The sequence below is a fragment of the Arthrobacter sp. SX1312 genome, assembly GCF_002929295.1.
In the GTDB taxonomy this organism is placed as follows: domain Bacteria; phylum Actinomycetota; class Actinomycetes; order Actinomycetales; family Micrococcaceae; genus Arthrobacter_D.
The window spans coordinates 1-14,007 of record NZ_PJIM01000002.1; the positions used below are offsets into that span (position 1 = coordinate 1).

Consider the following 14,007-nt stretch of genomic DNA (forward strand, 5'->3'; position numbering starts at 1 on the left):
AAATTCAACCAATCAAAAAACAATCGGTATCAACAAACTTGGCACACTATTGAGTTCTCAAACAACAGGAACAACCGGCACCAAACACGACCAAACCATCATGTCATCGCTCCGGAGCAACTTTTCAAGCCTACCCGCACCCACCCCGCAACCACAAATCCGCCGATTCCCGTCGTCCCCGCTCCCCGTTCCCGTCCACGTGGACAGGAGGTGAGCCTTGGTTCCGAGGTTGTCGGCCGACCAGATTACTTCGTCGGCGCGGATATAAACGATAGCACCGGCGGGGACCGGATGCAAAACAGCAGCGGACCCCGGGCCGGGGTCCGCTGCTGCCGTGGCGGGTGTCAGGAGGTGGCGGGCTTCAGGTACAGCACGCCGAGTGGCGGAACGCGGACGTCCCCATAGGCGGGCTGGCCGTTGTGCGCTCCCTCGCGGGCCGTCACGACCCCGGCGTTACCCACACCCGATCCGCCGAACTCCTCCGAGTCGGTGTTGAGCACCTCGGTCCACTCCCCTGCCCAGGGGAGTCCCACCCGGAACCCTTCGTGCGGGCCGCCGGCGAAGTTCGCGATGCAGACGAGCGGGTTGCCCTGGTGATCCCAGCGGATGAAGGACAGCGTGTTGTGCTCGCCGTCGTTCTCGTCGATCCACTGGAAGCCGGCGGGCTCGTTGTCGCGTGCATACAGTGCCGGTGTCTCCCGGTACACCGCATTGAGGGACCGGACGAGCTGCTGGACTCCCTGGTGGGACGGGGTCTCCGTCAGCCACCAGTCGAGGCTGTGGTGCTCGGCCCATTCCGACTCCTGGGCGAACTCGGTCCCCATGAAGATCAGCTGCTTGCCCGGATGCGCCCACTGGAATGCGAGGTACGCGCGGACGTTGGCGAGCTGCTGCCAGCGGTCGCCCGGCATCTTGCGCAGCAGGGAACCCTTGCCGTGCACGACCTCGTCGTGGCTGATGGGCAGCATGAAGTTCTCCGTGTACGCGTACACCATGGAGAAGGTCGCCTTGCCGTGGTGGTACATCCGGTTGATCGGTTCCTCGGCGATGTACTCGAGGGTGTCGTGCATCCAGCCCATGTTCCACTTGATACCGAACCCGAGGCCGCCTGCGCTGGTCGCCCGGGTGACGCCGTCGAACGCCGTCGACTCCTCGGCCACCATGACGATTCCCGGAGCCCTCTTGTAGGCGGTCGCATTGACCTCCTGCAGGAACGAGATGGCTTCCAGGTTCTCTTGGCCGCCGAACTTGTTCGGACGCCACTGGCCTTCCTCGCGGGAGTAGTTGAGGTACAGCATCGATGCCACGGCGTCGACCCGGAGGCCGTCGATGTGGAATTCCTCGAGCCAGTACAGGGCGTTCGCGACGAGGAAGTTGCGGACCTCACGACGACCGAAGTCGAAGATGAGCGTCCCCCAGTCACGGTGCTCCCCGAGGAACGGGTCGCCGTGCTCGTACAGGGTTCCGCCGTCGAAATTGGCCAGCGCCCACTCGTCCTTGGGGAAGTGCGCGGGGACCCAGTCCATGATCACGCCGATACCGGCCTGGTGCAGCTTGTCGACGAGGTACTTGAAGTCGTCGGGCGAGCCGAAACGGGACGTGGGCGCGAAGTAGGAGGTGACCTGGTAGCCCCACGATCCGCCGAACGGGTGCTCGGCGACGGGCATGAGTTCCACGTGGGTGAAGCCCTGCCAGGAGACGTACTCCACGAGCTGCTCCGCCAGTTCCTGATAGCTGAGCCCCTGGCGCCAGGACCCCAGGTGCACCTCGTACACGCTCATGGGCCCATTGTGCGGATCGGTGGCCGCGCGCGCCTGCATCCATTCGTCGTCACCGAAGACGTAGGTCGACTCGACGACCTTCGAGCCGGTGAGCGGCGGGATCTCGGTGCCCCGGGCCATCGGGTCGGCCTTCTGGCGCCACTGCCCGTCGTTGCCGAGGATCTCGAACTTGTAGCACGTGCCGGCACCGGCCCCGGGGATGAAGATCTCCCAGATCCCCGTGCTGCCCAGCACGCGCATCGCGCTGATGCTGCCGTCCCAGCCGTTGAAATCGCCCATGACACGGACCGCGCGGGCGTTCGGAGCCCAGACCGCGAACGAGACACCCTGGATGTCTCCGAGGACGGACGAGTACCGCCGGACATGCGCGCCGAGCGCGGTCCACAGGGTCTCGTGCCGGCCCTCACCGATGAGGTGCATGTCGATCTCGCCGAGGGTCGGCAGGAACCGGTAGGGGTCGTCGACGGTGACGGGGTCGCCGTCGTAGGTCACCTCGAGCCGGTAGTCGGGGACGTGCCCGGGGTTCTCGGCCGGCATTGCGCCGACCCAGATCCCGTTGTGCTCGTGGGTCAGTTCGGTGCGGCCGGTTCCGGTGACGAGGACGACGGACCGGGCGAGGCGTCGCAGCGTCCGGACGGTGACGACGTCGTCGCTGCTCAGGTGCGCACCGAGCACGGCGTGGGGCTGGTGGTAGGAGCCCTCGGAGACCTGCTGCAGCACGGACGGCTCGACCGCGGCGGGCGTGAGGTCGGCTGCCGGGGCCGGGGATGAACCCTTCACTTCCGGGGCCACGTCCTTCGCCTTGTCGGCGATGTCCGCCGTGGCGCTCTTCGCCTTGTCGGCTACCGCCTTCGCGGTCTCGGTGACGGCCTTTGCTGCCTTGCCCGCGAGGGTTTCCTTGCCTGCACCCTTGGCGGGACCGGCTTTCTTGGGGGGATTCATGTCAGCTGCTTTCGTGGCGTCCGCACCGGGATGTGCACCCAGCGCGCGTCGGACATCCCGGACGGGCATCTCGACCCAGTCCGGTCTGTTGCGGATCTCGTAGACGACTTCGTACAGGGCCTTGTCGAGCCAGAGGGCGCGGAAGAGCGGACCGTCGGTGTCGACGGGCGTCCCGGCTTCCTCCGCGTACCCGGCGAGGAACGCCTCGCGGGCGGCGACGGACCACCGCTCCGTCTCGGCCGACGCGGGCGAGCCGACCGGCGCGGCTCCCCGGGACGCGGCAGCGTATTCGAGCGAGCGGACCATGCCGACGACGTCACGCAGCGGCACGTCCGGGACGCTCCGCTCGGCCGTGGGCCGGAGGGGCTCGCCCTCGAAGTCGATGACGAGCCAGGTGCCGTCCGGCGCCTGCAGGACCTGACCGAGGTGCAGGTCCGCGTGGATCCGCTGCAGGGGCGGGATGTCCTCGAGCGTCTCCACGGCGCGGATGATGCGCTCCACCTCTGCGCCGAGCGGTCCGACAGCGTCGCCGGCCTCCTCCCAGGCCCAGCGGATGCGCGCCGCGAGGGCCTCCCTGAAGTCCTTCTTCTCGGCGTCGGTCGCCATGCGGTGCCCGAGGGCGACGTCGAGCTGCCGGTGGATCCTCGCGACGGCCTGACCGAGCCCGCGGGCCTCCGCGGTGAAGTCTGCGGCGGTGGATGCGGCGAGGGACGCCGTGCGCCAGGCGTCGGTGCTGCCCTCCACGAAGTCGCGCAGCACGCTCACGTGCCCCGTGACGTGGGAGCCGGGTTCGGCGCCGGCGTGCTGCCAGGTGCCCGTCACCCAGCTGAAGGTGTCCGGTGTGTCGGTGGAGCCGCCCGCGGTGAGCTGGGCGCTGAGCTCCACGTCGGGGCTCTCGCCCGCAGCGAGTACCCGGAAGAACTTCACGATCATGGAGCCGGGCCCGGAGCCGTAGATCACCGAGGTGTTCGACTGCTCGCCCTGCATGATCTTGACGGGCTGGACGGTGCCGGGCTCCTGGTGGGCCGGCGCCTTGATGGCGACGCCGTTCAGGCGGCCGTCCGAGGTGCTGCCCGCGCTGAGCATGAAGTCCACCCAGAGGCGCACGAAGTCGGCGTCGTGTGTCGCGTCATAGGCCCACCGCGGACCCAGGTCGGGGTGTTCCACCTGTCCGATCAGGCCGGACGCGCCGTCGTCGAGCGGTTCGCTCCGGTAGCTGATCGGCACGCTGACGACGTCGGTGCGCCGTCCGGAATCGACGGCGAGGAAATGGAGCTCGAAGCGGGCTGTGCCCGTCGGGTCCTCGAGCACCGTGCCGCCGACGACCGTCAGGTCCACCGACTGGCCCCGTGCCGGGAACCATCGCTGGGTGGGAAGCCACGCCGTGAGGATCTCCGGGATGAACGGTGTGTGCGCCGCCATCATCGGGTCGCCTCCGGGACGGGGATGACCGGGAGTGCCTGGGTGTGCGGGGAGGACGTGTTGGAACTGGCGGAGCGGACGCGGAGCCAGAAGAAGTCGTGGCTGCCGAGCGTCAGGGTGACCTCTCCGTCCTCCGCGAACGCCGGGAACACCGAACCCCCGAAGAGGTCCCGCAGTCCGCGGCCCGCGAACTCGGGAAGCCGCATCCTCGCCGCGACCGGGTGCTGCGAGAGGTTGAAGACGCACAGGACCGACTCCGCCTGCTCGCCCTCGGTGTTGCCCTCGTCGATCTCCCGGAGGAAGGCGAGCACATGCTCGGACTCGACGGCTACATGGCGGTAGGAGCCCAGCCCGAACGCGGGGTGGGTCTTGCGCACCGCGAGCATCTGGCGCACCCAGTGGAGCAGCGAGCTCGAGCTGGCCATCTGCGCTTCGACGTTCACGTGGTTGTAGTGGTAGACGAGCGACTGGACGACCGGCAGGTACAGCTTGCCGGGATCCACCGGGGAGAAGCCCGCGTTGCGGTCCGGGTTCCACTGCATCGGCGTGCGTGACGCGTCGCGGTCCTCCAGCCAGATGTTGTCGCCCATGCCGATCTCGTCCCCGTAGTAGAGGAACGGGCTGCCGGGCAGGGACAGCAGGAGGGCGTGGATGAGCTCCACCTCGGCCCGTGAATTGTCCAGGAGCGGGGACAGGCGACGGCGGATACCGACGTTCGCCCGCATGCGGGGGTCCGGCGCGTACCAGCCCAGCATGGCCTCGCGTTCCTCGCTGGTGACCATCTCGAGCGTGAGCTCGTCATGGTTGCGGAGGAAGGTGCCCCACTGCGCCCCGGCCGGGATGTCGGGCGTCTCCTTCATCGTCTCGATGATGGGCGCCGCCTTCTGGTCGCGCAGCGCGTAGAAGAGCCTCGGCATGATCGGGAAGTGGAACGCCATGTGGCACTCGGGACCGTCCGCGTCCCCGAAGTACTCGACGACCTCGTCCGGCATCTGGTTGGCCTCGGCGATGATGACGCGGCCCGGGTAGGTCTCGTCGACCATCGCTCGCAGACGCTTGAGGAACTCGTGCGTCTTCGGCAGGTTCTCGCAGTTGGTGCCCTCCTCCTCGAACAGGTAGGGGATGGCGTCCGCGCGGAAACCGTCGATGCCCTGGTCGAGCCAGAACCTCACGACGTCGAAGATGGCTTCCTGCACCTTGGGGTTCTCGAAGTTGAGGTCCGGCTGGTGGCTGAAGAAACGGTGCCAGAAGAACTGCCGACGCACCGGGTCGAACGTCCAGTTGGACTCCTCGGTGTCGACGAAGATGATGCGCGCGTCCTCGTACTTCTCGTCGGTGTCACTCCAGACGTAGAAGTCCCCGTAGGGTCCCTCGGGGTCGCGGCGCGATTCCTGGAACCAGTGGTGCTGGTCCGAGGTGTGGTTCACGGGCAGGTCGATGATGACCCGGACGCCGCGGGCGTGTGCCTCGGCGACGAGCCGCTTGAAGTCGCTGAGGGAACCGAATTCGTCGAGGACGTCGTAGTAGTCCGAGATGTCGTACCCGCCGTCCCGCAGCGGGGACTTGAAGAAGGGGGGCAGCCAGAGGCAGTCGACACCGAGCCACTGGAGGTAGTCCAGTTTCTCGATCAGGCCGGACAGGTCGCCGGAGCCATCCCCGTTCGCATCGGCGAAGCCGCGCACCAGAGCCTCGTAGAAGACCGCCTTGCGGTACCAGAGGGGGTCGTGGGCCAGTCCAGGTGCATTGAGCTGGAAGGGGTTGGGCACTAGTGCTGCCTCCTGATCGAGAGAATGTGGGCCGGTTCCACGTGGGCGTCCAGCCGGACGTAGTTGTGCTCGCCCCAGGCGAACGTCTGTCCCGTGATGAGATCGTCCACGAGGAACGTACCGCTCTCGTCGAGATCCGCAGCATCGAGGCCCAGCTTCGCCAGGTCGAGCGACACCGTGCTCTCCCGGGTGCTGTGGGGATCGACGTTGACGACGACGATGATGGTGTCCTTGCCCTCCGCCGTCTGCTTGTGCTTGACGAAGACCAGCGTGGCCGGGTCGGTGCTGCTGTGGATCGACAGGTTCTCGAGATCACCGAGCGCGGGGTGCGCGCGCCGGATGGCGTTGAGCCGCGTGATGAACGGGGCCAGCGAGCGGCCTTCGGCCTCCGCGGCGGCGTAGTCCCGCGGACGGTACTGGAACTTCTCGTTGTCGATGTACTCCTCGGCACCCGGCCGGGCAACGTGCTCGAACAGCTCGTAGCCGGAGTAGACACCCCAGAGGGGGCTCGCCATGGAGGCGAGCACGGCCCGGATCTTGAAGGCGGCCGGTCCCCCGTACTGGAGGTACTCGGTGAGGATGTCCGGGGTGTTGACGAAGAAGTTGGGCCTGAAGTACGCCGGGGAGACCTGGCTGATCTCGGTGAAGTACTCCTCGAGCTCCGTCTTGGTGTTGCGCCACGTGAAGTAGGAGTAGGACTGCTGGAACCCGGCGCGGCCCAGGGCGTGCATCATGGGCGGGCGCGTGAAGGCCTCGGCGAGGAAGATGACGTCGGGGTGCTTCTTGTTCACCTTGGCGATGAGCCACTCCCAGAACTGCACGGGCTTGGTGTGGGGGTTGTCCACCCGGAAGATCTTCACTCCGTGCTGGACCCACATGAGGACGATCCGCAGGATCTCCTTCGACAGGCCCTGGGGGTCGTTGTCGAAGTTGATGGGGTAGATGTCCTGGTACTTCTTCGGCGGGTTCTCCGCGTAGGCGATGGTGCCGTCGACGCGGGTGGTGAACCACTCGGGATGAGTCTTGACCCATGGGTGGTCGGGTGCGGCCTGCAGCGCGAGGTCCAGGGCCACCTCGAGACCGAGCTCCCCGGCGCGTGCGACGAAGGCATCGAAGTCCTCGAAGGTGCCGAGGTCGGGGTGGATGGCGTCGTGGCCACCGTCCGCGGATCCGATCGCCCAGGGCGAGCCCGGGTCGCCGGGGCCGGCCGTGAGGGTGTTGTTCGGGCCCTTGCGGTGCGTGTGTCCGATCGGGTGGATCGGCGGCAGGTAGACGACGTCGAAGTTCATGGCGGCCACGGCGTCGAGGCGCTTTGCGGCCTCACGGAACGTGCCGGAGGTCCACTGCGCCGTCTCCGGGTCGTAGGTGGCGCCTTCCGACCGCGGGAAGAACTCGTACCAGGCGGCGCGACCGGCGAGCTCCCGCTCGACGTCGATCGGGTACGCCCGCGACGCGGTGACCAGCGAGCGGAGGGGCCGGCGGGCGATCGCCTCGTGGATCTGGGGCGTGAGGCCGGCGGCGAGGCGCTCGTCGACGGCCAGGGAGGTGTCGGAGAGGGTCGCGGCGGTGCGGCGGAAGAGAGCCGCATCGCGTGCGCTGCGCTCCCCTGCCGCGCGGGTGAAAAGCGCTGCGCCCTCCATCAGCATCAGCTCGACGTCGACGCCGGCCGCGATCTTGATGGTCGCATCGTGCTCCCACGTCCCGAAGAGGTCGGACCAGCCTTCGATGGTGAAGGTGTGCAGGCCCTTCGTGCGCGGGGTCAGGATGCCCGCCCAGCGGTCCAGCCCCGAGCCGACCGGTGTCATCCGGATGCGCTGCACCTCCTTGCCCCTGGGGTCGTACAGGACTGCCGACACACCCAGCTGGTCGTGTCCTTCCCTGAAGACGGTCGCGCCCACGGCGATGTCCGAGCCGGGAAGCGCCTTGGCAGGGAAGCGTCCGTCCTCGACGACGGGACTGACCGCGGTGATGGGGATGCGGCCGAACCGCAGTCCTTCGGGATAAGGGGCATTTCGGTTCTGGTCGGTTGTGGTGGTCACCCGTACGACGTTAGCGAGTAATGGCCTGAATTGCTAAGGGAGCTTTGCGTAACATCGGCGCCGATAACACATCGAGCAAGCGTTTACGCAACGCTTCCGCGCTACTGCTCGGCAAGTGCGCTAGCGTAATCGGGGTGAAGGCAATCCGCAGATTTACCGTCCGAACCGTCCTCCCCGAGAAGATCGCACCGCTCGGCAAACTCGCGGGCAATCTGCGCTGGTCGTGGCACCTGCCGACCTCGCGCTTGTTCGAGGAGATAGACCGCGCGGCCTGGGAGCAGAGCGGCCACGATCCGGTGTCCTTCCTGGGCTCCGTGACACGCGAGAAGCTCGAGCAGCTCGCCGACGACGAGACGCTGGTCCAGCGCATCCAGGAGGTGGGTGCCGATCTCGACGACTACCTGACGAAGCCGCGCTGGTACCAGGGGCTCGGCGACGACGCTCCGCGCAGCATCGCGTACTTCTCCCCCGAGTACGGCATCGCCGCGGTCCTCCCCCAGTACTCCGGCGGCCTCGGGATCCTGGCAGGCGACCACCTGAAGTCGGCCTCCGACCTCGGCATCCCCCTGATCGGCGTCGGCCTGCTCTACCAGTCCGGCTACTTCAAGCAGTCCCTCTCGCAGGATGCCTGGCAGCAGGAGACCTACCCCGTCCTCGACCCGGACGGCCTCCCCCTGACCCTGCTCCGCGAGCAGGACGGCTCGGCCGCGAAGGTGGTGCTGCCGCTGCCCAACGGCCGCCAGCTCTCCGCGCACATCTGGCGTGCCGACGTCGGCCGCGTCCCGCTCCTGCTCCTCGACTCCAACGTCCCGGGCAACGACGAGGCGGCGCGCAACGTCACCGATCGCCTCTACGGCGGTGGCGGCGACCAGCGGCTGCAGCAGGAACTGCTCCTCGGCATGGGCGGTGTGAAGGCGCTGCGCATCTTCGAGCGGCTCACCGGCACACCCGCGCCCGAGGTGTTCCACACCAACGAGGGCCACGCCGGCTTCCTCGGCATCGAGCGCATCCGCGAACTCATGGATCCGTCCAACGAGACGCCCATGAGCTGGGAGGAAGCGCTCACGGCCGGCCGGGCCTCGACCGTCTTCACCACCCACACCCCGGTGCCGGCCGGCATCGACAGGTTCGACCGCGCGCAGATCGAGCACTTCTTCCACGCGGGCCTCGCGCCCGCCGTCCCGACGGACCGGGTCCTGGCCCTCGGAGCGGAGAACTACGAGGACGGCGACCGCTCGAAGTTCAACATGGCCGTCATGGGCCTCCGCCTGGCCCAGCGCGCCAATGGTGTGGCGAAGCTGCACGGCGAGGTGTCCCGGGGGATGTTCTCGGGGCTCTGGCCGGGGTTCGACACCCAGGAGGTGCCGATCACGTCGGTGACCAACGGCGTGCATGTGCCGAGCTGGGTGGATCCCGAGATCGCGGACTTCGCCCGTGCCAACTTCGGTGCCGAGTCCGTCCTCGACCCGCAGTGGAACAAGGTGTACGACGTCCCGGACACCGACATCTGGGCGCTGCGCCGCAGCCTCCGCTCCAACCTCGTCGACGACGTGCGCCAGCGCCTGCGCTCCTCGTGGAAGAAGCGTGGCGCGGCCGACGCCGCCTTGAAGTGGACCGATTCGGTGCTGGACCCGGACGTCCTCACGATCGGGTTCGCGCGCCGTGTGCCGACCTACAAGCGCCTCACGCTCATGCTGCGTGACCCGGCCCGCCTGAAGGCCCTGCTCCTGCACCCGGAGCACCCCATCCAGCTCGTGATCGCCGGCAAGTCCCACCCCGCGGACGAACAGGGCAAGCGGATGATCCAGGACCTGGTCCGTTTCACCGACGACCCCGAGGTCCGCCACCGGATCGTGTTCCTGCCCAACTACGACATCGCGATGGCACGCACCCTGTTCCCCGGCTGCGACGTCTGGCTGAACAACCCGCTCCGACCCCTGGAGGCCTGCGGCACCTCGGGCATGAAGGCCGCCATCAACGGCGGCCTCAACCTGTCCGTGCTGGACGGCTGGTGGGACGAGATGTACGACGGCGACAACGGCTGGGCGATCCCGACGGCCAACAACGGGGCCTCCGCCGATGCCCGCGACGACATCGAGGCGAGCGCACTCTACGACCTCCTGGAGACGCAGGTCGCTCCGCGCTTCTACTCACAGGTCCCTGCCGAGGGAGCCGGGGCCGCCGGCCCGTCGGAGCCCTCGCGCGACGGCGTGCCGCACCAGTGGATCGCGATGATCAAGCACACCATGGCGACCCTCGGCCCCGCGGTGTCTGCCGAGCGCATGCTGCAGGACTACGTGGAGAAGCTCTACCGCCCGGCCTGGCGCGCCGGCCACGCCGCAGCGGCCGACAACTACTCGCTCGCGAAGCGGACCGCCGCGTGGCGTTCCCGTGTCCAGGGCAGTTGGCCGGCCGTCCAGGTGGAACACGTCGATTCCACCGGCGTCACGGAGTACCCGCAGATCGGTGACTCGCTGACGGTCGACGCCTACGTGTCCCTGGGCGGGCTCGACCCGGACGACGTCGCCGTCGAGGTGGCCTACGGCCGTGCCCTCGAGACCGACGAGCTGAGCGACGTCACGGTCAAGGACCTGGAGGTCGCCGAGAACCTCGGCAGCGGGCGCTACCTGTTCAGGGGCGGCATCCGGATCGACCACTCCGGCTCCTTCGGATACACCGTCCGCGTGCTGCCGAAGCACGCGACCCTCGCCACGAAGGCGGAACTGGGACTCGTCGTCAACGCCTGACCGTCGACCGCCTGCAGGCGGTGCAGGACGAAGCCCGGGACCGGATGGTCCCGGGCTTCGTCGTGAACGGACCTCGCTCGAGCCGGCCGCCGGTCCGCGCCCACCCTTTCCGGTCCGCGCCGGACGGGCACTGCTCTGCGATGGGGGCGCGTCAGCAGCGGTAGATGCGCACCGAGTCGGCGGCGACGGTGTCGGCGTCGCCGGACCGCAACCGCACGCGGGCGGGCATCGGTTCGCGGGAGGCGGAGTCGAAGATCGGACTGAACCAGCGCGGTTGTTCCTGTTCTATGCCCTGTCCCTGCAGGATCCAGGCCGAGGGCAGGTGGATGCGTGTGTCCTCGAGCGAGCCATTGATCACGACGAGCCCGTCCACCGTCCCGCCGGCCGATCCGAGGATCAGCTGCACGGTCCGGGTCCGCGGGTCCTCCCACTCGTGCGCGGTCATCGGGAGCCCGGCGGCGTTGAACCACAGCAGGGTCGACTGGTCGCCGCGGGACGGGAAGGACGGCGGCTGCTGGGCCAGGAAGGCCCGTCGGACGGCCAGCAGCGTGCGGGTCGAATCGAGCAGGCGCCGGGATGCGGCGTCGTCGGGCCAGTGCATCCAGGCGAGCTCGTTGTCCTGGCAGTAGGCGTTGTTGTTCCCGGCCTGGGTGCGTCCGAACTCGTCGCCGGCCGTGAGCATCGGGACCCCCAGCGAGATGAGCAGCGAGGCCATGATGTTGCGCGCCGTCCGCTCGCGGGCCGCGAGGATCGCCTCGTCCTCCGTGCGGCCCTCGGCACCATGGTTGTAGCTGCGGTTGTCGTTGTGGCCGTCGCGGTTGCCCTCACCGTTGGCCTCGTTGTGCTTGCGCTCGTACGCCGTCAGGTCCGCGAGCGTGAAGCCGTCGTGGGCGGTGACGAGGTTGACGGAGGCGAGGGCGCTGCGGCCGGAGTGTGCGAAGGTGTCCGCCGAGCCGGCGAGGCAGCCCGCCAGGCGGGCGGGCGAGGACCCGGTGCCGCCATGGGTCAGGGATGCGATATCGCGAAGCCAGAAGTCACGCACGGTGTCGCGGAAGCCGTCGTTCCAGTCTGCCCAGCCGACGGGGAACCGCCCGGTCTGCCAGCCGTGAGGGCCGATGTCCCACGGCTCCGAGATGAGCTTCGTGCCGCGGAGCGCCTTGGAGGCGCCCGCCGCGACCAGGAAGGGGTGCCTCGGGGTGAAGGCGTTGTGCTCGTCGCGGGACAGCGTGACGGCGAGGTCGAACCGGAATCCGTCGATCCGGCATTCCTCCACCCAGTAACGCAGCGAGTCCAGCGCGAACTCGACGACGCGGGGCTGGGAGAAGTCCAGGCTGTTGCCGCAACCGGTCGTGTCCACGTAGTGGCCGGCGTGGTCGTGCCGGTAGTAGTCGAGATCGCCGAGTCCGCGCCAGCAGAGGGCCGGCCGATGCTGCTCACCCTCCGCCGTGTGGTTGTACACGACGTCGAGGATCACCTCGAGTCCGGCCTCGTGGAGCGCGCGGACCATGCCCTTGAACTCGTCGAGCACCGCGGCGGGGCCCGCGGCCCGTGCGGCCGCCGTCGCGTAGTCGGTGTGCGCCGAGAAGAACCCGAGGGTGTTGTACCCCCAGTAGTTGCTGAGGCCCAGCGGCTCGAGGTGCGGCTCGTCGAGGTGGAAGTGGATGGGCAGGAGCTCGACGGCGGTCACCCCGAGGTCGCGGAGATACCCGACCATGGCCGGATGCCCCAGCCCCGCGTACGTGCCCCGCAGTTCCTCGGGGATGTCCGGGTGGAGCTTCGTGAGCCCTTTGACATGGGCCTCGTAGATGACGGTGTCACGCCACGGGGTCTGGGGCCGTTCGCTCGTTCCCCAGTCGAAGGCGTGCTCGAGGAACACGGAGTAGTAGGAGCGCGACGTCGGCTCGTCCACCCCGGGCGGTGTGTCGACGACCTCGATCGCACGGGAGTAGGGATCGAGGAGCAGCTGCGCCTCGCCGACCGCACCCGGCAGCTCCTTGCCCGTGGGCCAGAAGGCGTAGAGCGAGCCCGGGGACACCGGGCCCACGACGCCGTGGTGGACGCCGCCGTCGAGCCCGACCAGCGTCTCCGACGTCCAGGACCCGTCAGCGCGGCGCCAGTGCACGTCGATGGACGGGATGGCCGGCGCCCATACCGCGGCGTTGGCATGCGCTTCCTGACCCCAGGCTCCGGCGATGGCCTGGAGTCCGAGCGGGAACTCGCGCGACGGATGGGGCGACGGCGCGGGATTCACCATCGACGGTCAGGCGGAGCGCTGGCGGGAGACCTCGTACAGCGTGATCCCCACCGCCATCGAGGCATTGAGCGATTCCATGGCGGAGTCGATCGGGATGGACACGATCTGGTCGCAGTTCTCACGTACCAGGCGGGAGAGGCCCTTGCCCTCCGAGCCGACGACGATGCAGATGGGGTCGCGGCCGAGGGACAGCTCCGGGAGGGAGACATCGCCGTCGCCGTCGAGCCCGAGGACGAAGATGCCCTTGGACTTGAGGGACTTCAACGCCGAGTTCAGGTTGCCGACGCGCGCCACGGGGACGCGTACGGCGGCGCCGGCGCTGGTCTTCCAGGCGGACGCCGTCACGCCGACCGCGCGTCGCTCGGGAACGATCACGCCGTGGCTGCTGAAGGCCGACGCCGAACGGATGATGGCGCCGAGGTTGCGGGGGTCCGTGATGCCGTCCAGGGCGACGAAGAGCGGCGCGTTGCCGATGTGCCCGCGCCGGAAACGCTCGATGGTCTCGTCGACGAGGTCGAGCGCGTCCGCATACTCGTAGGGCGGGATCTGCAGCATGAGGCCCTGGTGCACGGCGCCGTCGGTCATGCGGTCCAGCTCGGGCTTGCCGGTCTCCATGACGGGGATGCCGCGTTCGGCCGCCATCTTCAGGGACTCGCGGACGCGGTCGTCCATCTCGACACGGATGGCGACGTGCAGCGCCTTGGCCGGGATGCCCGCGCGAAGCGCCTCGACGACGGAGTTGCGGCCGGTGACGACCTCTTCGGCGGCCTTGCCCTTCGTGCGGCCGGTGCCGGCACTCTTGCCGCCGGCCCGCTTCGCCGCCGAACGTTCGGCCAGCTCCTTGTTCTTGAACGACTTGTGGTACGGGCGGTCCTCCGCCTTGGGAGTGGGGCCCTTGCCCTCGAGCGACTTGCGTCCGTGGCCGCCGGTGCCGATGGTGGGGCCCTTTTTCGTTTTGCGAACCGCGCCTGGACGTCCGTGACTGGCCATGGAAGAACACCTTTATATAGAAGAAGAATCGACTCCAGTTTACGCGGAGCGCGTCGACTGCCTCAG

General features: G+C 68.4%; 6 protein-coding genes. 1 reads left to right on the forward strand and 5 read right to left on the reverse strand.

Translation table 11 applies throughout. The annotated features are described in order from the left end of the window. Positions 1-344 precede the first annotated feature (344 nt). Genes glgB through CXQ92_RS07455 form a run of 3 tightly spaced genes read right to left on the reverse strand, consistent with a single transcriptional unit; the run spans position 345 to position 7,950 of the window. A complete protein-coding gene (glgB, locus tag CXQ92_RS07445; protein WP_104166854.1) occupies positions 345-4,145 on the reverse strand; it encodes a 1,4-alpha-glucan branching protein GlgB in 3,801 nt (1,266 codons plus the stop codon). Further along, positions 4,145-5,911 carry a maltose alpha-D-glucosyltransferase gene (gene treS / locus CXQ92_RS07450; protein WP_104166856.1) on the reverse strand — a complete coding sequence of 589 codons (1,767 nt, stop codon included), beginning with the start codon at positions 5,909-5,911 and terminating at the stop codon, positions 4,145-4,147. The genes glgB and treS overlap by 1 nt, the downstream gene beginning before the upstream one ends. After that, on the reverse strand, positions 5,911-7,950 hold the full coding sequence (locus CXQ92_RS07455; protein ID WP_104166858.1) for an alpha-1,4-glucan--maltose-1-phosphate maltosyltransferase: 2,040 nt from the start codon (positions 7,948-7,950) through the stop codon (positions 5,911-5,913). The genes treS and CXQ92_RS07455 overlap by 1 nt, the downstream gene beginning before the upstream one ends. A gap of 134 nt (positions 7,951-8,084) precedes the next feature. Here CXQ92_RS07455 and glgP point away from each other — a divergent pair, with 134 nt between their 5' ends. Continuing rightward, positions 8,085-10,697 (forward strand): alpha-glucan family phosphorylase, encoded by a 2,613-nt coding sequence (gene glgP / locus CXQ92_RS07460; protein ID WP_104166860.1) that lies wholly within the window; start codon positions 8,085-8,087, stop codon positions 10,695-10,697. A gap of 151 nt (positions 10,698-10,848) precedes the next feature. Here glgP and glgX read toward each other — a convergent pair whose 3' ends face one another. Both glgX and rlmB read right to left on the reverse strand, forming a co-directional pair. Beyond that, the gene (gene glgX, locus CXQ92_RS07465) at positions 10,849-12,951 is read right to left on the reverse strand and encodes a glycogen debranching protein GlgX (protein WP_104166862.1); all 2,103 of its coding nucleotides are present in this window, start codon (positions 12,949-12,951) and stop codon (positions 10,849-10,851) included. A gap of 6 nt (positions 12,952-12,957) precedes the next feature. Then, complete coding sequence (rlmB, locus tag CXQ92_RS07470; protein ID WP_104166864.1) at positions 12,958-13,941, reverse strand: 23S rRNA (guanosine(2251)-2'-O)-methyltransferase RlmB; 984 nt, start codon at positions 13,939-13,941, stop codon at positions 12,958-12,960. Positions 13,942-14,007: the final 66 nt, after the last annotated feature.

Bases quoted from the DNA above. Each gene is read 5' to 3' on its own strand.
- glgB (WP_104166854.1), bottom strand. From the start codon at position 4,145: ATGGCGGCGCACACACCGTTCATCCCGGAGATCCTCACGGCGTGGCTT.
- glgX (WP_104166862.1), bottom strand. From the start codon at position 12,951: ATGGTGAATCCCGCGCCGTCGCCCCATCCGTCGCGCGAGTTCCCGCTC.
- rlmB (WP_104166864.1), bottom strand. From the start codon at position 13,941: ATGGCCAGTCACGGACGTCCAGGCGCGGTTCGCAAAACGAAAAAGGGC.